Origin of the sequence: Haloarcula mannanilytica, assembly GCF_005406125.1 — an archaeon.
GTDB classification, from domain to species: Archaea; Halobacteriota; Halobacteria; order Halobacteriales; family Haloarculaceae; genus Haloarcula; species Haloarcula mannanilytica.
On record NZ_BIXZ01000009.1, the window covers coordinates 105,107 to 127,806 of the forward strand.

Consider the following 22,700-nt stretch of genomic DNA (forward strand, 5'->3'; position numbering starts at 1 on the left):
AGTTCGATCCAAGCGAAGTGAAAGTGGAACCCGGAACAAGACCTATGCTGGAACGGTCTGATTATCCGACAGTGTTCGACGACCTCCATCAGACCATCAACAAGATCCGAGGTGACTTCTCCGGTAACAAAGACACCTCGATCGCTGTGGGTCGGGAGGCCGTTCTAGAGAACCTCGAATGGATCTACAGTGGCGTGTGCCTGCTACTCCTCTTTGGCGTGCTGAAGTTCAAGGACGCCGTCCTGCTCGCCGTCTACGGTGGCACACCATTCGTTCTCGACTCAGGCCTCTTCCTGCAATCCGTCCCGTTGCTCAGTCGTGTGCTGCCGCGTGTGACGATGTTGATAGAGCTCGGGATGGAGTTCGGGGCTGTAACCGTCGGGATCTCCCTTGGCGCCGTCTACGGCATCTACAGACTCATTGGCGCGGTGAGGATGGGCGTGCCGTACTACGCAGCACTGAAGCGGGACGATTAGTCCTGTCCTATCATGTCCTATAGGAAAGGACTCGATCTGATGTACAGGAGGTTTAGTGACATTTCGTCGTAGCCCCAGTCGAGGACCTCGTTCCACTTCTTGCCGTTCTTACGGCAGGTGTCGAAGTTCACCCGACTCCCTGTGTAGGCACTTCAGTTCTGCATAGAGTCTATTGTCCCCTCAATGGGTGAGGGGCTCGCTGTACTGGCGAGTATCCTGAACACGGTGAGAACGATGGCAATCAGAGACATCTACGAAACTGACTTCGATGAGGACGTCCAGACGGAGTCGAGTGCGAACCAGTGTCCCGAGTGCGACGGCCGGGTCACCACCAACGCAGTCGAAACCATCTGCGAGGACTGCGGCCTCGTCATCGACGAGCAACGGATCGATCACGGGCCAGAGTGGCGAGGGTTCGACGACGAGCGCGAACGGACTGGCGCTCCGTTGACCGCGGCGCGGCACGATCGTGGGTTGTCGACGGAGATCGGCCGCGGGACCGATGCGAACGGGAACGAACTCTCAGGACAGAAGCGACGGCGGCTCACTCGGATGCGGCGTGAACAGACCCGTGGGCGGTTTCAGTCGAAAGCTGAACGCAACCTCGCACACGGGCTTAGTGAAGTCCGCCGGATCAGTAGTGCGCTCGAACTATCCGAGACGATCCGTGACCAGGCCTGCCAGCTATTCCGCAGCGCTCAGAACGAGGACCTCCTCCAGGGCCGGTCGATCGAGGCGATGGCCGCCGCGAGTGTCTACGGGGCGTGTCGGTGTAACGGGCGGCCGCGAACGCTCGACGACATCACCGAGTCGGCGCGCGTCGAGCAATCGCGGGTGACGAACGCATACACGACGCTGAATACGGAACTTGGCTTGCCAGCCCAACCCGTGACGCCGAGTACGTTCGTTCCGCGGTTGGCCTCGGAGCTCGACGTCTCCGATCAGATCCGGCAGCGGGCTCGGCAGTTGGCGAAAGAATCCGAATCGACCGGAGCAACCACGGGGGTTCGACCATCCGGGTTCGCCGCAGCCTGTCTGTACAAGGCCGGACGCGAAGACGGACGGTGGCTCACCCAGTCGGACGTCGCTGACGTTGCGAACGTCTCGGTGGTCACCGTGCGGACCCACCGCGACGCGCTGGACGAACTGGCTGTCTAACGCCCACACTGCTGATTTTCGATTGTATGTCTGTAGGCTGATTGATGTGAGAGCCATTATTTAAACCCGAAGACGAAGCATGATACGGCCAGATCACTCTATGACCGACCAGTACGCCGACTACGAAGCCCTCCGACCGCTCGGCGAAGCGACCCACGTTCCCGACGATCAACTCGCCAGTAGTAGTGGCGAGCCCCGGCGGCAACGCTCTGGTGGCGTCGACGCGGGCTATCCAGACGACCCGACAGAAGGTGAGACCGAGTGCGATTCCTGTGGAGCGTCGATCCCCGCTGGCCAGTCGAAGTGCCGGTTCTGTCTCACGAACCATCTCGAAGCAGCCGACGATCAGGACACATCGACTGCCGAACAGACTCTCCTCCATATCATCCACATAGTCGTTGAGGCGTCGACGTTCTACGGCGCCGTCGGGAAGGGATCTGCTGCGGCCACCCTCCTCGCGAAGGCAGACGATGACCCAGTAGTCGATGACTGCAAGCTAATCTATGATCTCGACGAGGAACCGGCCCCACGGCTTGTCGATCAGTGGCCCTCGCTCCCCTCGGCGACACGGGTCACGTCTGAATGTGGTAATCAGCTGCTCGCGGCTGCTCGTGAGCGGACGGCGTGGACAGAGACGACGCAGTCCTGTCACGACGGCGAGCACACGACGTTCCTCTACGACGAAACCGGGAGCGAGGTTCGCACCGAAGCTCGTCTTGCAAGCCTACGTGAGGACGCAGACAACGACCTCTGGCTGGTGCCAGCGATTGCGCTCCAGAAATCCGTTGACAAGACCGATACCGAACAGCCACGACGCGAGCGCCCAAACAGAACTCACCTCGAGTGTCGAGAGTGTGATCGGGAGACTAAGCATCGATTCCGCGAATTCGAGGCTGTCCCCGATGACGAGTGGACCGGGCAGCCAATGTGGGGCTGTCAGCGGTGCGGCACGCCACGCTACGGGCCCGAACCCGAAGCCGATCAGTAAAGACGACGTCAAATTAACCAACAATTCTGGTGTCGGCTCGGAGTTGTTGGTTAACAGAAGCCAGCTCGCGACCACCCGACGATACCACACCTGCTGACTGCCCGCCGGTGTTTTTCGGCGCCGAGAATTGGCGGAGGCGCACACATGGATCCACGAGACACCCCCGGCTATCGACTCCACCGCGCGCTCAGTAGCCTCACCAGTATCGACAGCGACCAATTGGAGCCCGCTGATCGAGAGCGAATTAGCACCGCGACGACGCTCCTCGAGCAGGTAGATTTTCTCACCCAACCGAATACGACGAGGGACGGTGACATCAACAGAGAATCCTGACAGCTCGACGCATCGGCAGCGCAACGTCATGTGGCCGTCACAGCGTGAGCAGTTGCTCGCCCCCTGAAAGGGTGCGGGGGCGCGAGACCGCTCCCGAGAACAATCCATGGCAACATTGCAAGCCGCAACGACATCGACCGGCGCGCTCGTATCGGATCCACAGGCAGTCCGCGAGCTCTGTGAGAACCACTGCTTCGGGACGCTCAACTGGGAAGTGGACGACGACGGCGAACTCGTTATCTGGGGCTACGACAGCTTCGAAGTGTACGAGGCCCGTGAGAACGGTCTTCCTGACTACGACGGTGGCATCGTCACTCACGAGTTCCTCCGGTCGCTCGCGGAGTATCTCGAACCGAACGAAGAATTCGACATCCAGACAGCCGGATTTACCAAGTGCCGGTTTCCCGTGCTGGCGAAACGGTACGTCGTTCGCGACGGCGAAGTCCTCCACGCGGACCTCAGTTCCCCCGACCCGATCGACGAGTAGCGTTGTTCGTCCCCCGGGAGGGGTGCGGGGCGATCCAGTCGTGGGTCGTCCTGCAAGGAGATTGTTCAATGGGCCACCGCGCACTCGTTGCGTACGAACGCACAGACGGACAGTACACGCTCCACTACTCTCATTGGGGTGCAGCGAATCTCAAGCTCAAGCACCGAATCTCGGCCGAAACACCGTTCGGTGGCGACGACACCGACTCGAAGTGGGCGAAACAGCTGCTGGCGGAACTGGCCGATGGCCTCGAAGCAGATGGCGTCGACGGCTACCTCGCCGGCGAGGATCGTCCGTCGTCGGTCGTCAAGCCGAAGCCCCGTGCCACCGGGCTCACCCTCGACGAGATCGTCGCTGACCACCTCGACTATCTCCACCACGAGGCGATCTTCGTGGTGTCACCCACCTTCGAGGTGACCGCCTATCGGACGCTGTGGTTCGGGCTGCAGTACGACTCGGAGACGGTCGAACAGGGAGAGACCGTCGGGAACGGCGCGCTCGCGACGGTGCGCTGGTACGACGGCAAGCCGGTCGGCGACGGCCACCTACAGGGACAGTTCGCGGCCCTCAAAGACGTCGTCGGCGACATGCTCGATAAGGGCGTCTTCACGCCGTCAACGGCGATACAGTATCTGAAACGGAAGCTCGCTGAGCGGGTCGGAGACCGACAGGAGCTGCTCATTCCGACCGGAGAATCACCCTTCGAGACAGCGAGTCTCGGCAAGCCGTAACACCAATCCCTTAGTGGATATCGGGGGACGTCTAAGTATGTCAAATCAGTCTGAAGATGACGTTCGTGTTTGGCTTGTCGAACGGACGTACTCCGATGACGAGCAGAACCTGATCATCCTCACCTACGCAACACCCGATGGAGAACAGTACTATCGGAAGGAACGCGCACTCACGTCCTTCACCGACGTCCGAGATACGACAGCAGCAGTCGATGCTGAACCCGGCAATCTTGGCATGGTCGATGACCCCGACCTCCAGGAGCAATACGCGGCCGAAGCACAGCGAATGCAGGAGGTTCACGACCCGGACGACGTGATCTGATACCCGCCAGTAGACATCGCCCCAAGCCATGGGTTATGTCGTGGCAGGCCTTAGTCGGGGTATGCGCGAACTCGTCTTCGCTCTCGAATACGAGCCCGGCTGCAACAGGGTGGCGGACGCCCTCGCAGACCACCCCGACGCTCGCGTTCGTTCACTCTCGCTGCACGCCACTGCCGACCAGCTCTGGCGAGTCGACCATGCCACCGGCACTCCGGACGCACTCGACGCCATCGAGGACGCGTTTCGCAACAGCGACTACTACGCCGACTGTCTCGCCACCGAGGACTGCGGCGCAACCCAGACCACCCGTGTCCTCGACCGCACGGACGACACGCTCATCCTCTACTCCGACTGGGAGCGGACCCCTGCCTGTGCCTCAGTCCCCCACATCGCCCGCGACCACCTCGGCGACGGTGTGCTGTTCGAGACCCGTCACGAGGGCCGCCACTACACGTGGCGGCTCATTCACTCCGACGAGGGCGATGTGGCGGCGTTCTTCGATTCCCTCGGGGTTGCCGTCGGGGAATGCGCCCAGATGGAGATGCTCCGCACCGCGGATACGACGACATCAGCTGGGGGAGGCGACGGGACACCGAGCGGCCTGCCGCCAGCACAGGAGGCCGCACTCCAGGCCGCTGTCGAACACGGCTACTACGAGTCACCCCGCGAGGTCGACGTCGGCGAACTCGCCGAGCATCTCGACGTGCCACGGTCAACACTCACCTACCGACTCCGTCGGGCGGAAGAACATTTGGCGAAGCAACATGTCGCCGGCGAGCGGGTAGCGGAAGAACGGCTGGCATCGCACTGAGGGCCGCAGTTGGAATATTCCAACAAAGACATATGGAACTCCCACTCCTACCGTGAGGTAATGACAGAGAATCCGGACGCAGCAGGAGAAACGAGCGGCGGCGGACAGCGACGTGAGCTGACCGCCCGCCTCGCCGTTCCCGAGATGGACTGTCCCTCTTGCGCCCAAAAGGTGGACAAGAGCCTCCAGCGTGTCGACGGCATTACTGACGCCACGCTCCAGCCGACCACCGGCACGGCCAACGTCACGTACGACCCTGATCGGACTAGCGAAGCCGACGTAATCAAGGCGATTGAAGGCGCCGGCTACGAGGTCGTCGGGGGCTCGGACGCTGAGGGCGATGATGAGGACAACCAGGCGACCGACGGCGTCGACATCGCGCCACCATCGGAGGTCTGGACGAGTCCTCGCGCGAAGAAGACGTGGCTCGGCGCGGCGTTCGTCACGCTCGGCCTCCTCTTCGAATTCCTCCTCACCGGACAGAACGTCACGGTGGCGAGCGTCCTCGAGTACCCGCTCCACATCGCAGATGTCCTGTTCCTCGGCGCCGTCGCCGCCAGCGGCATCCCCGTCGTCCGTAGCGGGTACTACTCCGCGAAGAACCGAAGCCTCGACATCGACCTGCTGATGGGGACGGCGATCATCGCGGCGACCGGTATCGGCTACTTCGTCGAGGCCGCCACGCTGGCCGTCCTATTCAGCATCGCCGAGCTGCTCGAGGACTACGCGATGGACAGGGCACGGGACTCCCTGCGCGAGCTGATGGAACTCTCGCCCGACGAGGCGACCGTCCTTCGCGATGGTGAGGAAGTGACCGTTCCCGCCGAGGAGGTCGACGTTGGCGAGACCGTCGTCGTCCGCCCCGGCGACAAGATTCCGCTCGACGGAACGGTCATCGACGGCGAGAGTGCAGTCGACCAGTCGCCGATCACGGGCGAGAGCGTCCCCGTCGACAAGACTGCCGGCGACGAGGTCTACGCCGGCGCGATCAACGAAGAGGGGTACCTCGAGGTAGAGGTCACCTCGACCGCTGGCGATTCGACGCTCTCGCGCATCATCGAGATGGTACAGGGCGCACAGGCGAAGAAGACCGAGTCTGAGCAGTTCGTCGACCGCTTCTCCGGCTACTACACACCCCTCGTCGTCGTGCTGGCAATCCTGACCGCCGCTATCCCGCCGCTGGTTATCGCCGACCCCATCTCGGTGGACGTGGCCGGGTACGGGTTCACTTTCGCCGGCGACTGGCAGACCTGGTTCATCCGCGGGCTCACCCTGCTGGTAATCGCCTGCCCCTGTGCGTTCGTCATCTCCACACCCGTCTCGGTGGTGTCGGGCATCACCAGCGCCGCGAAGAACGGCGTCCTGATCAAGGGCGGCAACTACCTCGAAGCGATGGGCGAAGTCGATGCCGTCGCGCTCGACAAGACGGGGACGCTCACGAAGGGCGAACTCGCCGTCACCGATGTCGTCCCGGTCGGCGACACCACTGAGGATGATCTGCTCCGTCGCGCCGCCGGGCTGGAGCGGCGCAGTGAGCACCCCATCGCTGCGGCGATTCTCGCCCGTGCTGAGGAGGCGGGCGTGGGCGACCTGCCCGACCCGAGTGGCTTCGAGAGCCTCACGGGGAAGGGCATCCGGGGCGAGATCGACGGCGAGACGTACTATGCGGGCAAGCCCGCGCTCTTCGAGGAGCTGGGCTTCGACCTCGCTCGAGCACGCCGCGAGACAGACGGCGGCGTCGTGGCGGAAGAGGCGACCGAGGCCGACGACGGGGCGTTCGCCGAGGACGCGCTCACCTCACTGGAGCGGGAGGGCAAGACGGTCGTTATCGTCGGGACGGAGTCGGAACTGCTGGGTGCAATCGCCATCGCCGACGAGGTGCGCCCGGCCTCGAAGCGGGCTGTCGAACGCCTGCACGAGCTGGGCGTCGAGCGCGTGGTGATGCTGACCGGGGACAACGAGGGCACCGCCCGCGCCATCGCCGAGCAGGTCGGTGTCGATGAATATCGCGCCGAACTCCTACCCGACGAGAAGGTCGACGCAGTCGAGGAGTTACAGGCGGAGTACGGGGAGGTCGCGATGGTCGGCGACGGCATCAATGACGCCCCCGCGCTGGCCACTGCGGAGGTCGGCATCGCGATGGGCGCGGCGGGCACCGACACCGCCCTCGAAACGGCTGATATTGCGTTGATGGGCGACGACATCGGGAAACTCCCGTACCTGTACGACCTGTCGCATACGGCCAACGGCGTGATCCGGCAGAACATCTGGGCGAGCCTCGGCGTGAAGCTTCTGCTCGCGTTAGGCGTGCCGCTGGGCCTGGTCAGCGTTGCGCTGGCAGTCGTTGTCGGAGATATGGGGATGAGCCTCGGCGTCACCGGGAACGCGATGCGGTTGTCACGAATCGAGCCCGATCGAATCATCGACGCCTGATTCTGCGGCGGGAAGTGCGGGCAGGACGCTCTTCTTTCGGGACTTACCTCCGCTACATCGAGACTAGTTGTGGTTTGTCTGGGGCAGAAAGGACTGAGCCCCACCGTTGGCTCGTGATTTGATGCCCGAGAATTCAGACGACGATCCATTCCACGATTGCGAGTTAGATCCCGACGCAGTCCTCGGGACGCGCACCTTCCACGATGTCCTGTTCACCGATGAGACGGAGACACCGGTGAACGTGCTCACTGGCGAGACGCCCGCACATTCACAGGCGACCGTCGAGGAAGCGAAGGAGTTCGCTGCGAGTATTGACACCGACACGCCACAGATTGCACTTCCGGCGTCAGTTGAGACGCAAATCGAGACGCAGAGTAAGCCCTACACGTCGGCTGCGTTCTTCCACTTCAAGGCGACGGGCTCGCTAAGGCGTCACCGCGCCTACCACGCCGCATATGACTCGGATGCGTTCACCGTCGACTTCGAAGCTGACTACGAGTCCGGAAACCTGACCATCACAGTCGATCGAACGAACGAGTCCTAAGAATCGACCGCTAGATCAGGGTTTTTCGAGCGCCGGCGATGGGTGCCGGCGCAGCAGGAGCGAACGATCAACCACTCCCGGTGCGTCGGCGTTTCGAGGTGTTCGAGATGCACATGGTAATTTACGCTCTGGTAGAAGAATCGACCCACGACGACGCACTGGCCAGCGGAAAGTCGGTGTTCGACCGCCTGGTCGGCGCGGACCCACACGCCGGCGCAGTCTTCGACTACCACGTGACGTTCGATGAGGAGGACACGTCCGTTGCGGGGAAGGCGCGATGGGGTGAATTGCCGACTGCAGCCCCCGTCGACTCCGATGCCGGCCAAGACCTGCTTGAGCGTGGCTGGGAGGCGACGAAAGAGGAGTTCGAGCGGAATCTCGACCGGGTGAAAGAGGCCATCGACGAGCTCTCCGATGAGGAGATCATGCGCGACGAAGATCTCGCTCGGCACGCCTTCCACCAGGTTGGCGCCTACGACGGGCCAACGATCTTCCTGTACAACGAATATGCGAACGGGATCCGTCACCGTGAGCAGCTGGATCGAGTGCTGGAGGAGAGCGAGGAGCTCTGGATCGTGCCCGCCGACGTCCACTTCTAACAGATGTCCCGGATCACAAACTGGAAGCGCGAGAGCCGCACGCCCACACTCGCATACCGGAATACCGAGACCGGCGCTCGGGCGGTCTTACACCGAGCGCCGGATTCATACCGCTACAAGTGGCGTGGCGTAATCCTCGTCGACGGCTACCCAGTGTGGTCGCGGGGGTACGAGACGAAGGACGCGAAATCGTTCCGTGACGAGCTCCGTGACCGGCCAGCGCCCGAACTGAGTTGTCCCGAGTGTCCGAACAGCGATATAGCAATCGGTGGGAAAACGGCTGACGGTGCGAAGGTTCAGCGCTGGGTCGAGTGTCGGAACTGTGGGTACGAAACATCCTCGCGAATCGTGTACGGCGCCGAGCGCTGATTGATAGGAGCGTATCTGCGGTGACGTTTATTTTGGGCCGGAATGGGTGGCCCGTCTCAATCGGGCCAGATTCACAGATGAGTCTGGAAGTCATCGACCGCCACAGCGAAGCACTGTTCGAGTTCCTCTGGTGTCCCGTCTGCGGGCACGAGATATTCAGTCACATTCCGTTCGAAGGTGTGTTCTGCAAGAACTGCAACACACAGGTCGAACTCCAAGAATCCCGAGAGACACGCGGCTACGAGGAGGCCGTGCTCGCCTGCTTCGACACCCACTCAACGTGGAACCTCCACGTCGACGAAAAGCTCCGTCGCGATCTACCCGATGGGTCGGCACGGGTGAAGATCCTCGGCGCACCGGGTGCCTACGAGGTCGACTGGTGGAGTCCAGCACCCGGCGATGACTGGCAGCCGGTCGAGCGTGGTGAATTCGATGAGGTCGACGAACCAGCCGATATCTCCCATCTCGCGTAGGGGCAAGCAGTCCCTGTGACTGTTTTTCACCCCCTGAGGGGTGCGGGGGTGCTCGAACGAGTAGCTCCCGAACAGACCAATGAGTAGACCTAGCGACACACACTCGATTGAACAGACACACCCAGCGAGCGACTGCGACATCGCCTACGTCGGGTATCGGCAGAGCGGGCAGGCTATCGTTGAGAAACGTCCCGGCCAAGAACGGCTCACACCAGAGCGGAGTCTCGCGCTGGTGAATCACAGTCCCTCGGGATTCGAATGGGGATATGGTGGTAGTGGTCCGGCACAACTCGCGCTCGCACTCCTCCTCGACTACACAGGTGACGAAGCGTTCGCCCTCGACCACTACCAGGCATTCAAAACCGAGGTCGTGAGCCAACTGGACTGTGCTGGGTCTGCTGGACGCTGGCGACTCACCGGGGCCGAGATCGACGCAATCCTTCACGAAACACCCGGCGAGCCGGCCGCACCGTCCATCTGAATATCAATCACCGAAGGTAACCCATGTCAGAACATACCCAACCATCTCGTGCGGATGACGAATCGACCGCAGCCAGTGAACAGACGACACGAACGGAGTACGTCGAACGCAGTGACGTCGGCGTCTCCCTCACCGTGAAGCTTACTCGCGGGACGGGCACCCGCGATCAGGACAAAATCGTGGCCAAAGCGAAAGGCAAGACTCTCGAAGACGCTCGCGAGGACATGGAGATTCTTCGGGAGTACATCCACGATCTCGCTGAGGACGCCCGCCAGATCCAACCCGAGGAAGAAGACGAGTAACGGCGGGGGCTGTTTTTTGTCGCCTCAGCAGTGACGGAGGCGATCATCAGTGAGCAATCCAGACGGTCAAACAACAGACGCAAGCGATCTTTCGCCAGAACAACGGCTCGAGCCATCGAATACGCGACTCATCAACGCTGGTATCGTGACGATCAACAATATGGAGACGCTGCGAGCCTGCGTCGCCTACGAGAACGCGAATCAGCAACGGGTCCAGATCCTCCGCCAGCTTGAACAGCGGGCCAGCGAACTCCGCGCACAAGACGATTGACCCAACGCCCGGAGGTGTCTGTCGGAGCCTCGGTGGGTGGAGGCTCAATCCAGATGAGCGATCGACCAGAGATCGAGATTCAACGACAGACCGCATTCGGTGACGATGGCCAACTCGAAGTAACCGAAACAAGCGTCGAGACCTCGCTTGAGGACTTCGGCGCTGACGTGGATCATCGTGACCGGGATTCACGTCTTGATCAGCCCGAGGCGTGTGAGTTCGGCGTCGACGATCGACCCGAAGTTGAGCAAACATCCGAGGGAGATCAGTCAACACTCTTCGCTGATACGGACGAGGATCAGCAGACCCTCGCTGGCGACGATGCAGCCGCTCGCTGTCTCTTCGAAGAATAGGCTTGCCTCTATCAGTTGGTTGTCTGATGAATTGTTATACTGAATTCTAACTTTGAAGCGACGTTGAGGGTCTAATAGCCGGTGGTGGTTTTTCGACCCCCAGCAGGGGTGCGGGGAATCCGAACGCCCGCATTCAACCGATGGAGACGAATTCGACTACCGACCCACGAGCAGTCGTACAGGATACGGATGAGCGATGTCAGGCGAGTACAGACCGCGTCGAGTACGTCGGGATGCGTGTCGACGGAACGCCAGTTGTCCTGAACCTCACCGCACACGAACGCCTCTCCCCCCATCAAAGTCTCGGTCTCGTGCGGCATAGCCCGGCGGGATTCGACTGGGGCTACGTCGGGAGCGGACCGGCACAGCTCGCCTGTGCGCTCCTCCTCGATTATACCGACGACGAAACTGTCGCCCAGCATCACTACATCCAGTTCCGCAACGACGTGGTCAGTCAGCTGGTGTGTGATGGCCCGGCCGACTGCTGGCACCTCACCGGGGAGGATATCGAGGCGGCACTCGCTGAATTCGAAGAGTACCGAGCACTCACGCCAGATGGTGGGACGCCGTCATCGTCACTACCGGCGAACTGGAGTGCGGTGAGCCGGACAGATCGGACAGTCTTCCAACGTCGGGATATCGACCACTACGTCGTCCTCGCCGAAGGGAGCGAGGAGTGGTTGATCATACTTTGTGCGCAGGGGGACCGGGCGTATCCCGCCCCACTCGACCATCGAACACTTCCGGTCGAGAACAATCCTGCTTCAACCGTGCAGGCACTCGTCGCTGAGAGTAACGATCTCGTCGAGCCAGAGGAGGACATCTGATGGAGAACATCCGACTCTCGCGGGCCACGTACCAACTCATCGAACGCGCCGTCACGGCGCTGGAGTGCATCGGCCGAGAACTCGAGCGATACAACGACCGGCATGAGCGAACAGCTGGGAAAGACACAGATGAGACGAATCCCAGCGAATCATGACTGACGAAGCGACGCTTGACTACTTCGAGGGCGAGAATTCAGCCGGTGAGTCTCGCTCGCTCACGCTGGAAGAGCGACTCCTCGCCCCGATATCCCCGTCCATCGGTCTGCGGGTGATTCCCGGTCGCGAGGATCCGCTCTATCTCCAAAATCGGGGAACAGAACGGTATCTTTTCCGCGACGATCACGACCGGTGGTTCATCCTTCAACCCTCGGCGAAGGACTCAGAAGAGGCGTTCGTCCGCTGGGTGTATCTCCCAGCAGACCGGCCCGAACGGCTGGCACAGTCAGCGCTTCGTCGACGGACAGTGACCGGCTATGATTATGTTCAGCGGTCGGCCGCACCAGATCCAGTCAGGTCGACGGTGACGGCGATGTTCGTCACGGAACGCTGGCCTGAGACCGCCTACGAGTGTGGGTCGTGTGAGACGCTGTTCGACACGTCACGAGAGCACGCCCTCCACTGCTGGGACGACCATCCGTGGGTGCCAAATCCTGAACAGGTGCGCCGTCGACGCGAAGCCGACGAGTGAATTGAAGAGCCGAAGCCAGGTGTCGGGACCGTCCAGATGATTAACCAACAGTACTGGATTTTTGGGTAGAATGTTGGTTAAGAGGTTGTTTTTGCGCCCGTGAGAGGGGCGCAGGGCGCGTGATGAGAGCGCTGTCGCGGGTGACGAATTCAATTTCGAGGAGACAAGATGAAAGACCCAGAATCCAGAACCGTGTTCGCCGGCGTCGACGGACGAACCGATACAGAACTACCCGACTGGTACCGCCGGAAGAAAACGGTCGACGAACCGAAGTCCTTCGCCGAGACGATTCGTGACCTCCCCCAGGCCGTCGAGACGACAGTCGCATACCGGAATCCCTACTCCGACGAGTGGGTCGAAACGGATCGCTTCAACGCCTTAGTCGAGCCGACGAGAGCGCGCGACCACGCGACAGACGATGAGCCCGGCGCAGACCCATTATTTCACGTCCCCACGGACAGTTACGCGATCATCAACCCGGTGGACGTGTACAGGCCCTTGGAAGAGGTCCTTCGCGAGGAGACCATCGACGGGACGCCGCTGGATGACGTGATGTTCGGCGAAATCCGGCGCTACCGGGGCGGTGGCGAGGTCCATATGGACGTGATGTTCGACGGCCTCGAAGTCCGGCTTCCCGGCCGGGCGGACCCGATCACGATGGCCGTGACCTCCGGCTACGACTTCTTCGGTGAGCACGCAGTCTACGTAGAGGGATTCGCTCAGGACGGGTACTGCTCGAATTCGATGCGCTCGCTCACCGATAAGGAGGTCATCAAGCACGTCGGGGACGTTCGGGACTTCCGGACCTGGTGGGAAGAGATTCTCGCACAGGTCGAGCTCGTCGCTGACGATCTCTTCGAGTTCATCCGAGATGCGCAGGAGATTGATCTCGAGTTCTCCGAGCTCCCGTTCACCGTCACCGAATTTTACAGCCTGCTGGGATTCCCGGACTATCTCGCAGAGCGTGCTGCCGAGGACGCCGAAGCGAACGCAGCGTCGCCGTTTGCAATCGATATGTGGACGCTGCACTCCGGCGCGACATACGCGCTCACCCACTTTTTCCAGGGGAAAGAGGGCACGTCCCTCGACCAGTACGTCCGCGTTGCGAACGACATCCTGTTCAACCCGGAGGGCACCATCGAGCGCGTCGAACGAGCCTACGAGGAGCAGCTGGAGGCGGACGGCGACGACGGGTCGCAGGCGTCGCTCGCCGGCGAGCGGGCGCTCGCGAGCATCGAGCGTGTGAACGAAGACCTGCAGGCCAACGTCGAGCAGTTCGAAGCACGTGAAGAGGCGCTTCGCGAGCGGTTCCAGCAGGTGACGAACTAGCGCAGTCATCCGTTTTCGCGTTTCCATATGGCAAACGAAAACGCCCACCAGCAGTGTCCGGTCTGTGATCGCCGAATCGCGAGCGTGACAATCGTCGGGCCGAGTGAAGCAGTGGTCACGCCGTGCGGGCATCGTATCGTTCCCCACCGACTCGACTGAAGGCCTGACTCACCGTTGAGCGGACACGGTGGCTACGTCGTCTCTATATTAACCAACGATGTGCGGGTTCTGGAGACTAGTGTTGGTTAATAGCGGACTGCGGCTCCGTTTATTGCCCCTCAGAGAGGGTGCAGGGCGGCTGGATTCGCCCTCGCAGCCCATGTTCATGTCGCTCGAAATCAACTCCAGCAGCAGTACTGATCGCGACATCACCGCTGCCAGACAAGCCGACGTCGTGGCGTTCCTCCATCGAGCGCCGTTCGCTCTGGATGCGTATCGGCTCGGATTCTTGCCTGGGTTCCGAGAAGACTGTGGGTACCAGCAGACCCAGTATCAGGACCTGAACATCCCCGTCGGGATGCTCGATAACGACTTTCGGAATCCCGATCTGGATCGGTACGTCGCCCGATTTTTCGAATACGAACCCAAGGTTGGCGTGATCGGAGATGTGTACGAGGGAGACGACGTCGACGAGTACGTGGCCGCTGCCCGCGAAGTTCAGGCGAGTTATCCCGACGCAGAACTCATCATCGTCCCAAAGTGTCGCGAGGTGATCGACACGATCCCGAACGACCTCGTGCTCGGTTACTCGCGGGGGTACGCCGACCGATTGGCGCACGAGTTCTCCGAGCCGACCGACTGGCGTGGCCGTCGTGTTCACATCTTGGGGGGCAGCCCACCGAAACAGTGGGACGTCATCCAGCAGTTGACCCGACCGACACTCACGGACGACCCACCGGCCGACATCGTCGGCCTCGACTGGAACGGGCTGCATCGCGGCGCGCAGTTCGGGGAGTTCTGGACGGCTGACGGCTGGGATGATAGCGGTCGTGACGCCTCCCACGTCACAGTTCGGAAGACAGTCCGACACAGTCTCGCCCGCATCAAGGCCTTCTGGCAGTCTCACGGCGTCTGGCCCGACTCAACGCCACATAGCGACATCCTCGAAATCGAGTACGAGGGTCCGTCACCGACCAATCTCGATAGCGCTGTGTGTACCGAATGCGAAGCGAACGTCTGGACGACTCGACGCGGTCCCTTCATCGCTGAGTATGATACCGGCGTGCTCTGTGGCTACTGCAGCTACGAGTGCTACTTCTCACATCGCCATCGGAACAACCTGGAGGAGATCGCCAGCGAGCAGAGCGTGTACATTCCACCGGCGTGACGCTACGAGTGGTTTTTCGCGCCCCGGAGGGGGCGAGGGCTCGATCCAAAAAGTCCTCCGAGAAGGTGATTTTCCGTGAGTCAACAACAGCGTCCGAACGATGTCTCGATTGACGACATTCCAGTCGACGTATCGAACACCCAATCAGGCGAGGTCGACCCCGCCGAGGTACCCGAGGAGATTCGGTCGATCACTCGTGGACTCGCAAGCGAGCAACCGCCGACGAATCCGCTCGTCGTCCTGAAGGCCGCCCGCTGGTGGTATATACATGGTAAGGGCGGGACCGATCCTGCGTTCCAGTGGGCCATCGAGTGGGCACGACACCTCGCGACGGACACGCCGAGCGATGTCGACCAGTTCGACGCGTTCCTTGAGTACCTCGTCACGGTCGGCTTCGCTGACGAGAAAGCAGCGCTCCGATAGCAGCTCCGATCTAAACCCCCCGAAGTCGCGCCGATGTTTATCGTGCGCCCCCGAGGGGTGCGGCGCGTCCTGACTTCTCGGAGACGTCGTCGTACTCGATGTGATGCAATCCATGATGACAGCCAGTGAGTCGGGGGTCTCGTTCGAGGAGACCGACACCCGACACGACAAGATGCACAGTACGATCGAAGACTGGATCGACGATCTCGTCGCAGACGTCGACGAGGCAAAAGCCAGCCAACAGTTCCAGGAGTGGCTCGATGTCCAGTCCCGATTCCACGACTATTCTCATCGTAACACCCTCCTGATCAAACTCCAGTGTCCCGAGGCGACCCGCGTGGCGGGCTACAATACGTGGAGATCGGAGTTCGACCGGCACGTCCAAGAGGGCGAACAGGCGATCTGGATCTGGGCACCCATTATTACGAAGCAGTGCCCCGAGTGCGAGAACTCACCGAGCTACCACGAGCAAAGCGACTGTGACTATGACGAGACATCGCCCGAGGAGTGGTCGAAAGGACTGGTTGGATTCAAACCAACGGCAGTCTTCGACGTGTCTCAAACCGAGGGCGAACCGCTACCCGAGCTGGAAACCGAGGCAGCTGGTGACGCCGACGACCTGGTGCCAGCGCTCCTCCATGCGGCAACTACTCTCGATATCGACGTCCGTGTCGTCGACGCTGCCGAGTGGGAGCATGGCGACGCGAAAGGCGTCTGCAAACACCGGACTCTCCACGAGGGCCAGCCCGTCGTCGAAGCGAAAGCCCGCTCAAATCAGGCCGATCTCGCGGTGACATTGGTTCACGAGTACGCCCACGCGCTGCTTCATTTCGATGGCGACGACGAGCCCGAGCGCGCAAAACGCGAGGTCGAAGCGGAAGCCGTTGCGTACATCGTCGGGCGGTATTTCAACCTGGATACGAGCGGGTCAGCGTTCTATCTTGCCGCGTGGCAGGACGACGATGCGGAGAGTATTCAGGAGCGTCTCGGCCGGATCAGTTCGACCGCTCAGGAAATCATCGACACAGTTGTAGAGGGCTGAACACCCCCTTCCCGGCTGTTAACCAACGCCGGAGGGTACTCTGTCGACATTGTTGGTTAATTCGTTCGGCATCCCGACCCCGTGTGTTTCGATCGGTCCCGAGACATACCCATCGACAGTCGATGTTATCGTTCAGAATCGATTCGGCGCTGCTGGTCACGAAGGAACTCAACGACGGCATCGATATCCTGTTCGGGAACCGTTTGCTGTTCGAAGACTCCTTTGAATGCATCTGCGAAATCCTCCGACGTGAGGCGGTTGAGGACAGTCTCGATGCGACCAGCGAGCTTCTCGGATTCTCCGCGATGCAGATGAGTCGCGATCCGGTCGAAATCCGCGCCAGCAGCCAGCACCACCAGATCCCGGGAGTCTGCCTTGCGGCCACTGTGAAGTTTCACGGCAAACAGCAACTCCCGTTCCGGAATCCTGGCTGTTACCGGGCGCCCGGTTCGCAGTTCCTGGGTGACGGAGTGCTGGGTCAGATAGCGATACGACCATTCAGCTTCCGTCTGGCGACAGCCCAACGCGTCGACCATCGCGTCGAACCGAACCGGATTCCCGATGTCCTTCTCAAACCGGATGGTACGGCCCTCGTAGAGCTCGTTTCGCTCGACATCGGCCGTTTTCTCGTAGCCGCGGTCGGTGAGAAGGTCCGTGTAGTCGTCGACCGCTTGGGCCGGAATGACGACGTCGACGTCCGTGGTGAAGCGCTGATTGAACGCCGCGATCGCCCACCCACCGACGAGGACGTATGGCAGGTCAGCGTCAATGACGGCCTCCAGCGTATCCAGCAGCTCGTCTTCGCGTTCACCGAGACTCATGCGTTCAAACGCGGATCCTCGTGGGACGCGTCAATATCGCGGTCGTACTCGTCAGCGATCATCTCCAACGCCGGCTCGTAGTTCACCCGGTACTCCAACATGTGCTCGATTGCATCGTCCAACGGAATGACCGGATTGCCGTCGACCCACTCGCGAGTGATGCCCCCACTCGTCGGGAACAACACGTACGAGACGGTCGCGTCGTAGTCGCTCGCATCCGGCCGCTCTTCGATCCGGCTCGGAATCCCGAACTCATCAAAGAATGCCGTCCACTGCTCAACATCCCGGTCGGCGACCTGGATGAAGATCGGATAATCGTCGTGGCCCCGGGCGATCTGATAGCCGCCGTGGGTCCAGACGTAGACGCCGTCGATTTTCGTGTACGCAAAGGGCATCCCGGCGAAGTGCGGAATGACGTAGCCGTCGTCGATCGAGGGGGGAACAGCGCGAGAAATAGCGGCGACGAGATCGTAGTAGCGATCCCTGACAGCGTAATTCTCGATGTAGACGCCGTCCTCACGCCGGATGAAGCCTGCGTCCTCCAACCGCTCGATCCAGTCGTAGACCCAGGAGTAGGAGCCGTCGATCTTCTGGGCGATTCGACGGATCGAGTCGCCCGGCCGGGCCGCGACCATGATCTTCGCCGCGGTCTCGTCGACGTACTCCATCATTGCTAGTTATCGGTATCGCATCTAACGGTATTAGTCTTGTCCCCCGTATTTCCTATAGAGTTATCTCTATACAGATATATAATTCTTGGCTCCGGTAGTCCGATCCGGCGCAGCATTCGAGCAGAAATGAATTAACCAACAGAGGATACGACTGATCGCTATTTGTTGGTTAAGTCTATCAGCGCCCGCCGAGGGGCGGAGGCGCAGTCCCGTCTCCACGAACTATGACCGACCGATATCTAACGACCGTTCTCGACGAGGCAGAGCGAGTCGCAGAGCACCACGAGCAGGTCGCCCAATCATCAGACCATCCGGAACACGAGTATCTCCGGTACGCCGTCCTTCGGCTGCTCGAAGACGAGGCTGACGACACATCGGTGGAGGTACCGCAGATTGACGGCGTGACTGTCGGCTACGGAGAGGACGACGCGATGTGCAACAGCTGGGACGACGACGTCGAGTGGTGGGAGACGGTTCCGCCGCAGGAGGCATGTACTCGCTTCCGGGTATTCTACCCCGACGAATACGACGCTGTTCCGCGAGTCATCGTCGACGTGATGGCAGCACTCGGGGCGTGGCGTGTCTGGATCGGGAGCGCTGCCGCCTGTGGCTCCTACGACCATCGCGAGCGGCGGGAAGTCCACTATCTGTGGCCGGAGGGGCATCCGGTCGAGGCCCTGGTTGCGAATCGGCTCCAGGATCCCGAAGCTGCGGTTGCCCCAGACGGCGGCCGCTCCGGCGACGTGCGCGATCGGATGGTCGTCACGGAGCACTCGCCCCAGCACGACGACCTCGAGCCGCGAACCAGCCGTGCCGTCGACGAATCGATGGCCGTCTCGCTGCTCGAAAAGGGTGGCCTCTATGAGGTCCGATCGGCGTCCGGAAACTGGTATGAAGTCGACGTGATCAGCGAGTCGTGTACGTGTCCAGACTGGCGGAAGCGTACGCCCGATGGCGGCTGTAAACACCTCCGGCGAGTCGATCAGGAGATCAAGCAGGGGCGGGTCCCACGACCTGATGGGCGTCTCCCCTCGAACTCGTAGGATCGCCCAGCGTTCGAGATCTCCCGAGGCTACTGTAACATCAGACGAAACTCCTTGATGGAGAGTTTCGAGTAGTGAGACGGCTGCTGGAGAACCGGTGAGAACAGTTGGCAGCAACTTAACCAACAAAACTATGCAGTTTGCGCCTGTGTTGGTTAACACAGATCGGCCCATGTCCTACGAGCCACCGACGCCCCCAGCGGACCTCCCCACCGACGTCATCGACACACTCAACGGCTATTCACCCGAGCTGCTCCGAGACGTTGCCCACTATGCCGAGGACCTCGCCGAGCATCGCGAGCGCGAGGCCCGCCTTGCCGAAGCGGAGGAGGAAGACGAGATCGACGAGCGACCCGATGACCTCCCCGATGATGTCCCGACGAAGGCGACGATCACGATCAAGGAGATCAACGACAACCGCTACTACTACTGGCAGTGGCGAGAAGGAGATCGCGTCAAATCAAAGTACAAATCCCCAGTGAATCCGGACGAGTAGACGAACTAGTACCTCAGTCGGATGGCCAGCTGTTCGGGGAGACACCCCGTCTGCGAAGTGAAAGACGCAGGGTACGGGAGAAGTCCCGAGTTGATGAGTGAGGATCCAGTCACTGTCGACGAACTCGCCGAGAAAGCCGACGAGTATCTGCACGAAGCCTCACTCACACCGGAAGAATACGAAGCCCTGAAACAGAGTGTTGCGGAGCTCACGCCGATCTTCTCAGCTAAGAATTCGCACTTTGTCCTCGGCAGCTACGGGAAACATGAAATCCGTCGTCTCCAGCTCGTAAAAGATCGTCTCAACCGACAGCCCGGTGCGTACGCGTTTCTGATGGTCGACATTCGAAGCGAGTTGACGAATACCTACCTCAAGTTCCGGCTGCTCGCCGATCACACAGACGTCATCGTGGGCGTCACCGAACACGCTCAGGGCTGCTTCCTCGTCGAGCAGGGCTACTTCACAGCCCTAGAGGAGTACTTCGCGAAGACGCACGTGTTCAAACGCGAGTACAACACGATAGATGCGGACGCGATCGACACGAACGTAGCCGTCGAGAGTCCTACAGTGGAATGCAGACCGCGATCTTCGAGATGCTCAACGATGCTAGGCGTCTCTGCCGGTGGACGACTGAGAACGACCTCGTCGAGTGTACCGAGGCTCTCGTGAGTGATCAGGAATACCCGTAGACAGAGACGAATCGGTTACTCCCACCCCCGACGTTTCTGTCGTTTCTCCACGAAATCCTGTTCACCGATGGCCCAGACAACGAATGAACTCGAACAGGAAGACATCCCCCGTTTTCGAGTAGTAAGTGCGGGGTGAATCCGTGCAAGATTGGGTCTTCGAACCACGAACCCTTACGCGATAAGTAGCCCACTGAAGAGCGATTGCAAATGCTCGTAAATGAAATTTCGTTTAAATGCTGTCAGACACTCCACTATTGCCAGTAAAATCGGAGGACAAGACGCTATTTGATGAAATTGGCAACGGTGGTCCTGATAGTAACTAGTCGGATTGATTAGAACAAGGAAGTTACTGGCAACACCGGAGAGGGTACTGGAGAAACTGGCACTGACGGTTGCGCGGTTACTGGCAAAAGTGGAGAGGGTATTGGCAGTACTGGTGTTGGCGGTTGAGAAGTCACTCCAGAACCCGATGCCGCTTGGCAGTTTCACGAATGTCGTTGAGCTCACCTAGTTCGCTCTCGAGTGCGTCGAGGGCCGACGACAGAGAGACATCAAGCTCGTATTCGTTGTAGTTCCCGCGTCCACTCGACGAGTCGACCAACCGTAAGATCCCGTGGAGGCTCAAATCCGACAGGTGGTCGTGTACTCGCCTGCGTTTCAGTGGTTCACTGCCGTGATTACGAAGAACCTCTCGATAGCGCTCATAGATCAGTTTCGTCCGTTCGGGTGTTTCTCCCTCTGCCGCTAGCTGACAGACAGTCAGCAATACATATTGCCCCTGCCGGGTCAACGAATGCATCCCTTCGACAACCTGTTGTCGTTGGATCTGATGCTCGGCCTCCCGAACGTGGTCTTCGGTGATTTTCGCCTCTCCACCCGCCATCGCGTCGTTCTCGGCGATATCAGCTGCTTTCCGGAGTAACCGTAATGCCTGCCGAGCAGATCCCGAGTCCTGTGCAGAGAATGCTGCGCACAATGGGATTACATCTGATTCGAGGACATCGTCGTAGAGCGCGATATCGGCTCGGTGCTTGAGAATATTCTGCAGTTCAGTCGCGTCGTACGGAGGGAACAAGATTTCCTCTTCGCAGAGAGTGTCCTTGACTTTCGGAGAGAGGTTTTCTCGGAACTTGAAGTCGTTCGAGATGCCGACCACACCGATTTTCACATCGAGATCCAATTGCGAGCGTGCTCGTGGAAGCTCGTACAGAATATCGTCATCCGAGCCGATGTTATCGATCTCGTCCAGAACCACGAGAATAGTCCCACCGATCGACTCAAGGTCGTTGTAGAGTTCGTTGAAGATGCGTTTTTGTTGATACCCGGTTTCGCTCATCGGTTCGCGCGAAGACGAGACTGTGGTGAGAGGGTGAGAAGGAGAGCGAATCTCGTTCACGAGATTGACCGCTACCTGATAGGATGTGGTGCAGCCAGTACAGTTGAGTTCAATAACGTTGAGATCGACGTCGTCGTACTCTCCGGCGGATTCTTGCAGCTCCTCAAGAAGATCGTGCGTAGCAGCTGTCTTCCCGACGCCGGTAACGCCATAGAGAAAGACGTTGTTCGGTTGCCAGCCCTGAATGACGGGACGGAGAGCGGCCGCATATTCGTCGAGTTCTTCGTCCCGCTCCTCGAGTGTCTCTGGCTGGTAATCATCCCGGAGGACGTCTTTGTCTTGGATGATGAACGATTCTCGATTGAATCGGCCCATAGGCGGACTCAAGACGAAGAACCATCATAAAACCATGGGTTCCAGTATCACCACTAACCCACCACTCGAACCAATTATGCCAGTGTCGCATCCACTTATAAAACACACACACTCCACTATTGCCAGTAAACCTTTGCAACAACTGGAGGGGGTCAACGACCCCCTCTCTAATTAGCGATACTCTTAATACATTGTACGTTAAACCATACCCGCACTAACGAAAACTCCACTAGTTGTAGTAGGTTTAGATAACAGTAACTAGACTAGAGACGTGACAGTTTCTGCCCTCCCGTCCATTCTCCCCTCGTTACTGGCAATGGTGGAGTGAGAGAGGTACTTAAACGACGGTATTATTGGCAATACTGGCAACTCTGGTCGCCCTCTCCCTGCTACCATCGTTGCCTGGCCGATATTCCAGTCGAAATCTACCCTTCCCGACACCAGTCGATGATGACCGTGGACCTCTTTCGGTTAACCAACAAATCGTATGTATTAACCGTCT

General features: G+C 60.1%; 30 protein-coding genes and 1 pseudogene. 28 read left to right on the forward strand and 3 right to left on the reverse strand.

The window, feature by feature from the left end:
• The first annotated feature begins 71 nt into the window (after nt 1-71).
• The 25 genes from Harman_RS18060 (at nt 72) to Harman_RS18170 (ending at nt 16,767) form a co-directional block, all read left to right on the forward strand.
• Complete coding sequence (locus Harman_RS18060) at nt 72-476, forward strand: hypothetical protein (protein ID WP_137685129.1); 405 nt, start codon at nt 72-74, stop codon at nt 474-476.
• Nucleotides 477-710: 234 nt separating this feature from the next.
• Nucleotides 711-1,634 carry a transcription initiation factor IIB gene (locus tag Harman_RS18065; RefSeq protein WP_137685140.1) on the forward strand — a complete coding sequence of 308 codons (924 nt, stop codon included), beginning with the start codon at nt 711-713 and terminating at the stop codon, nt 1,632-1,634.
• Nucleotides 1,635-1,734: 100 nt separating this feature from the next.
• Nucleotides 1,735-2,622, forward strand: coding sequence for a biosurfactant protein 1 (locus Harman_RS18070; protein ID WP_096396480.1), 888 nt, complete (start codon nt 1,735-1,737; stop codon nt 2,620-2,622).
• A gap of 144 nt (nt 2,623-2,766) precedes the next feature.
• Entirely contained in the window at nt 2,767-2,955 is a 189-nt protein-coding gene (locus tag Harman_RS18075) for a hypothetical protein (RefSeq protein ID WP_096396460.1), read from the forward strand.
• Nucleotides 2,956-3,061: 106 nt separating this feature from the next.
• Nucleotides 3,062-3,442: a hypothetical protein gene (locus Harman_RS18080; protein WP_006183452.1), complete on the forward strand. Its 381-nt coding sequence runs from the start codon at nt 3,062-3,064 to the stop codon at nt 3,440-3,442.
• A gap of 68 nt (nt 3,443-3,510) precedes the next feature.
• Nucleotides 3,511-4,173, forward strand: a complete 663-nt coding sequence (locus tag Harman_RS18085; protein WP_006183451.1) for a DUF6735 family protein — start codon at nt 3,511-3,513, stop codon at nt 4,171-4,173.
• A 37-nt stretch (nt 4,174-4,210) separates the two neighbouring features.
• Complete coding sequence (locus Harman_RS18090) at nt 4,211-4,495, forward strand: hypothetical protein (protein ID WP_006183450.1); 285 nt, start codon at nt 4,211-4,213, stop codon at nt 4,493-4,495.
• A 61-nt stretch (nt 4,496-4,556) separates the two neighbouring features.
• A complete protein-coding gene (locus Harman_RS18095) occupies nt 4,557-5,306 on the forward strand; it encodes a helix-turn-helix domain-containing protein (protein ID WP_006183449.1) in 750 nt (249 codons plus the stop codon).
• Nucleotides 5,307-5,366: 60 nt separating this feature from the next.
• On the forward strand, nt 5,367-7,739 hold the full coding sequence (locus tag Harman_RS18100) for a heavy metal translocating P-type ATPase (RefSeq protein WP_015299293.1): 2,373 nt from the start codon (nt 5,367-5,369) through the stop codon (nt 7,737-7,739).
• Between the two features lie 121 nt (nt 7,740-7,860).
• Nucleotides 7,861-8,283 (forward strand): hypothetical protein, encoded by a 423-nt coding sequence (locus Harman_RS18105; RefSeq protein ID WP_006183447.1) that lies wholly within the window; start codon nt 7,861-7,863, stop codon nt 8,281-8,283.
• A gap of 107 nt (nt 8,284-8,390) precedes the next feature.
• Nucleotides 8,391-8,882, forward strand: a complete 492-nt coding sequence (locus Harman_RS18110) for a hypothetical protein (protein WP_006183446.1) — start codon at nt 8,391-8,393, stop codon at nt 8,880-8,882.
• 3 nt (nt 8,883-8,885) lie between these two features.
• Complete coding sequence (locus tag Harman_RS18115) at nt 8,886-9,251, forward strand: DUF7568 family protein (protein ID WP_006183445.1); 366 nt, start codon at nt 8,886-8,888, stop codon at nt 9,249-9,251.
• A gap of 77 nt (nt 9,252-9,328) precedes the next feature.
• A complete protein-coding gene (locus Harman_RS18120) occupies nt 9,329-9,724 on the forward strand; it encodes a DUF7567 family protein (RefSeq protein ID WP_006183444.1) in 396 nt (131 codons plus the stop codon).
• A gap of 79 nt (nt 9,725-9,803) precedes the next feature.
• Nucleotides 9,804-10,205 carry a DUF6166 domain-containing protein gene (locus tag Harman_RS18125; protein WP_122106725.1) on the forward strand — a complete coding sequence of 134 codons (402 nt, stop codon included), beginning with the start codon at nt 9,804-9,806 and terminating at the stop codon, nt 10,203-10,205.
• 23 nt (nt 10,206-10,228) lie between these two features.
• On the forward strand, nt 10,229-10,507 hold the full coding sequence (locus tag Harman_RS18130; RefSeq protein WP_006183442.1) for a DUF7389 domain-containing protein: 279 nt from the start codon (nt 10,229-10,231) through the stop codon (nt 10,505-10,507).
• A 49-nt stretch (nt 10,508-10,556) separates the two neighbouring features.
• Entirely contained in the window at nt 10,557-10,778 is a 222-nt protein-coding gene (locus Harman_RS18135; RefSeq protein ID WP_006183441.1) for a hypothetical protein, read from the forward strand.
• Nucleotides 10,779-10,831: 53 nt separating this feature from the next.
• Entirely contained in the window at nt 10,832-11,131 is a 300-nt protein-coding gene (locus Harman_RS18140) for a hypothetical protein (RefSeq protein WP_006183440.1), read from the forward strand.
• Nucleotides 11,132-11,271: 140 nt separating this feature from the next.
• Nucleotides 11,272-11,958 (forward strand): DUF6166 domain-containing protein, encoded by a 687-nt coding sequence (locus Harman_RS18145; protein ID WP_006183439.1) that lies wholly within the window; start codon nt 11,272-11,274, stop codon nt 11,956-11,958.
• Entirely contained in the window at nt 11,958-12,113 is a 156-nt protein-coding gene (locus Harman_RS21660) for a hypothetical protein (RefSeq protein ID WP_006183438.1), read from the forward strand. The genes Harman_RS18145 and Harman_RS21660 overlap by 1 nt, the downstream gene beginning before the upstream one ends.
• The gene (locus tag Harman_RS18150) at nt 12,110-12,646 is read left to right on the forward strand and encodes a hypothetical protein (RefSeq protein WP_006183437.1); all 537 of its coding nucleotides are present in this window, start codon (nt 12,110-12,112) and stop codon (nt 12,644-12,646) included. Before Harman_RS21660 ends, Harman_RS18150 begins: the two co-directional genes overlap by 4 nt.
• A gap of 168 nt (nt 12,647-12,814) precedes the next feature.
• Nucleotides 12,815-13,975 (forward strand): dihydrodipicolinate synthase family protein, encoded by a 1,161-nt coding sequence (locus Harman_RS18155; RefSeq protein ID WP_137685130.1) that lies wholly within the window; start codon nt 12,815-12,817, stop codon nt 13,973-13,975.
• A gap of 27 nt (nt 13,976-14,002) precedes the next feature.
• A complete protein-coding gene (locus tag Harman_RS22020) occupies nt 14,003-14,134 on the forward strand; it encodes a hypothetical protein (protein WP_268812812.1) in 132 nt (43 codons plus the stop codon).
• A 166-nt stretch (nt 14,135-14,300) separates the two neighbouring features.
• A complete protein-coding gene (locus tag Harman_RS18160; protein ID WP_137685131.1) occupies nt 14,301-15,302 on the forward strand; it encodes a DUF6610 family protein in 1,002 nt (333 codons plus the stop codon).
• A gap of 75 nt (nt 15,303-15,377) precedes the next feature.
• Nucleotides 15,378-15,725 carry a hypothetical protein gene (locus tag Harman_RS18165; RefSeq protein ID WP_006184811.1) on the forward strand — a complete coding sequence of 116 codons (348 nt, stop codon included), beginning with the start codon at nt 15,378-15,380 and terminating at the stop codon, nt 15,723-15,725.
• Nucleotides 15,726-15,837: 112 nt separating this feature from the next.
• Nucleotides 15,838-16,767, forward strand: coding sequence for an ArdC-like ssDNA-binding domain-containing protein (locus Harman_RS18170; protein ID WP_137685132.1), 930 nt, complete (start codon nt 15,838-15,840; stop codon nt 16,765-16,767).
• 125 nt (nt 16,768-16,892) lie between these two features.
• Here Harman_RS18170 and Harman_RS18175 read toward each other — a convergent pair whose 3' ends face one another.
• Together Harman_RS18175 and Harman_RS18180 are read right to left on the reverse strand one after the other, a co-directional pair.
• On the reverse strand, nt 16,893-17,588 hold the full coding sequence (locus Harman_RS18175; protein ID WP_137685133.1) for a nucleotidyltransferase domain-containing protein: 696 nt from the start codon (nt 17,586-17,588) through the stop codon (nt 16,893-16,895).
• Nucleotides 17,585-18,256 carry a helix-turn-helix domain-containing protein gene (locus Harman_RS18180; RefSeq protein WP_137685141.1) on the reverse strand — a complete coding sequence of 224 codons (672 nt, stop codon included), beginning with the start codon at nt 18,254-18,256 and terminating at the stop codon, nt 17,585-17,587. Before Harman_RS18180 ends, Harman_RS18175 begins: the two co-directional genes overlap by 4 nt.
• A gap of 227 nt (nt 18,257-18,483) precedes the next feature.
• Between Harman_RS18180 and Harman_RS18185 the strand changes: the two genes are divergently transcribed.
• The 3 genes and pseudogenes from Harman_RS18185 to Harman_RS18195 all read left to right on the forward strand — a co-directional run bounded on the left by Harman_RS18185 (nt 18,484) and on the right by Harman_RS18195 (nt 20,487).
• Nucleotides 18,484-19,302 (forward strand): hypothetical protein, encoded by an 819-nt coding sequence (locus tag Harman_RS18185; protein WP_137685134.1) that lies wholly within the window; start codon nt 18,484-18,486, stop codon nt 19,300-19,302.
• A 172-nt stretch (nt 19,303-19,474) separates the two neighbouring features.
• Nucleotides 19,475-19,798 (forward strand): hypothetical protein, encoded by a 324-nt coding sequence (locus tag Harman_RS18190; protein ID WP_122106741.1) that lies wholly within the window; start codon nt 19,475-19,477, stop codon nt 19,796-19,798.
• Between the two features lie 93 nt (nt 19,799-19,891).
• Nucleotides 19,892-20,487, forward strand: a pseudogene (locus Harman_RS18195) (hypothetical protein).
• Between the two features lie 454 nt (nt 20,488-20,941).
• Here the strand turns inward: Harman_RS18195 and Harman_RS18200 are convergent.
• A complete protein-coding gene (locus Harman_RS18200) occupies nt 20,942-22,198 on the reverse strand; it encodes an orc1/cdc6 family replication initiation protein (protein ID WP_004594472.1) in 1,257 nt (418 codons plus the stop codon).
• Nucleotides 22,199-22,700: the final 502 nt, after the last annotated feature.

Excerpts from the sequence above, each read along its gene's own strand:
- Harman_RS18065 (WP_137685140.1), top strand. The coding sequence starts at position 711 with ATGGCAATCAGAGACATCTACGAAACTGACTTCGATGAGGACGTCCAG.
- Harman_RS18070 (WP_096396480.1), top strand. The coding sequence starts at position 1,735 with ATGACCGACCAGTACGCCGACTACGAAGCCCTCCGACCGCTCGGCGAA.
- Harman_RS18075 (WP_096396460.1), top strand. The coding sequence starts at position 2,767 with ATGGATCCACGAGACACCCCCGGCTATCGACTCCACCGCGCGCTCAGT.
- Harman_RS18080 (WP_006183452.1), top strand. The coding sequence starts at position 3,062 with ATGGCAACATTGCAAGCCGCAACGACATCGACCGGCGCGCTCGTATCG.
- Harman_RS18085 (WP_006183451.1), top strand. The coding sequence starts at position 3,511 with ATGGGCCACCGCGCACTCGTTGCGTACGAACGCACAGACGGACAGTAC.
- Harman_RS18090 (WP_006183450.1), top strand. The coding sequence starts at position 4,211 with ATGTCAAATCAGTCTGAAGATGACGTTCGTGTTTGGCTTGTCGAACGG.
- Harman_RS18095 (WP_006183449.1), top strand. The coding sequence starts at position 4,557 with ATGCGCGAACTCGTCTTCGCTCTCGAATACGAGCCCGGCTGCAACAGG.
- Harman_RS18100 (WP_015299293.1), top strand. The coding sequence starts at position 5,367 with ATGACAGAGAATCCGGACGCAGCAGGAGAAACGAGCGGCGGCGGACAG.
- Harman_RS18105 (WP_006183447.1), top strand. The coding sequence starts at position 7,861 with ATGCCCGAGAATTCAGACGACGATCCATTCCACGATTGCGAGTTAGAT.
- Harman_RS18110 (WP_006183446.1), top strand. The coding sequence starts at position 8,391 with ATGCACATGGTAATTTACGCTCTGGTAGAAGAATCGACCCACGACGAC.
- Harman_RS18115 (WP_006183445.1), top strand. The coding sequence starts at position 8,886 with ATGTCCCGGATCACAAACTGGAAGCGCGAGAGCCGCACGCCCACACTC.
- Harman_RS18120 (WP_006183444.1), top strand. The coding sequence starts at position 9,329 with ATGAGTCTGGAAGTCATCGACCGCCACAGCGAAGCACTGTTCGAGTTC.
- Harman_RS18125 (WP_122106725.1), top strand. The coding sequence starts at position 9,804 with ATGAGTAGACCTAGCGACACACACTCGATTGAACAGACACACCCAGCG.
- Harman_RS18130 (WP_006183442.1), top strand. The coding sequence starts at position 10,229 with ATGTCAGAACATACCCAACCATCTCGTGCGGATGACGAATCGACCGCA.
- Harman_RS18140 (WP_006183440.1), top strand. The coding sequence starts at position 10,832 with ATGAGCGATCGACCAGAGATCGAGATTCAACGACAGACCGCATTCGGT.
- Harman_RS18145 (WP_006183439.1), top strand. The coding sequence starts at position 11,272 with ATGGAGACGAATTCGACTACCGACCCACGAGCAGTCGTACAGGATACG.
- Harman_RS21660 (WP_006183438.1), top strand. The coding sequence starts at position 11,958 with ATGGAGAACATCCGACTCTCGCGGGCCACGTACCAACTCATCGAACGC.
- Harman_RS18150 (WP_006183437.1), top strand. The coding sequence starts at position 12,110 with ATGACTGACGAAGCGACGCTTGACTACTTCGAGGGCGAGAATTCAGCC.
- Harman_RS18155 (WP_137685130.1), top strand. The coding sequence starts at position 12,815 with ATGAAAGACCCAGAATCCAGAACCGTGTTCGCCGGCGTCGACGGACGA.
- Harman_RS22020 (WP_268812812.1), top strand. The coding sequence starts at position 14,003 with ATGGCAAACGAAAACGCCCACCAGCAGTGTCCGGTCTGTGATCGCCGA.
- Harman_RS18160 (WP_137685131.1), top strand. The coding sequence starts at position 14,301 with ATGTCGCTCGAAATCAACTCCAGCAGCAGTACTGATCGCGACATCACC.
- Harman_RS18170 (WP_137685132.1), top strand. The coding sequence starts at position 15,838 with ATGATGACAGCCAGTGAGTCGGGGGTCTCGTTCGAGGAGACCGACACC.
- Harman_RS18175 (WP_137685133.1), bottom strand. The coding sequence starts at position 17,588 with ATGAGTCTCGGTGAACGCGAAGACGAGCTGCTGGATACGCTGGAGGCC.
- Harman_RS18180 (WP_137685141.1), bottom strand. The coding sequence starts at position 18,256 with ATGGAGTACGTCGACGAGACCGCGGCGAAGATCATGGTCGCGGCCCGG.
- Harman_RS18185 (WP_137685134.1), top strand. The coding sequence starts at position 18,484 with ATGACCGACCGATATCTAACGACCGTTCTCGACGAGGCAGAGCGAGTC.
- Harman_RS18190 (WP_122106741.1), top strand. The coding sequence starts at position 19,475 with ATGTCCTACGAGCCACCGACGCCCCCAGCGGACCTCCCCACCGACGTC.
- Harman_RS18200 (WP_004594472.1), bottom strand. The coding sequence starts at position 22,198 with ATGGGCCGATTCAATCGAGAATCGTTCATCATCCAAGACAAAGACGTC.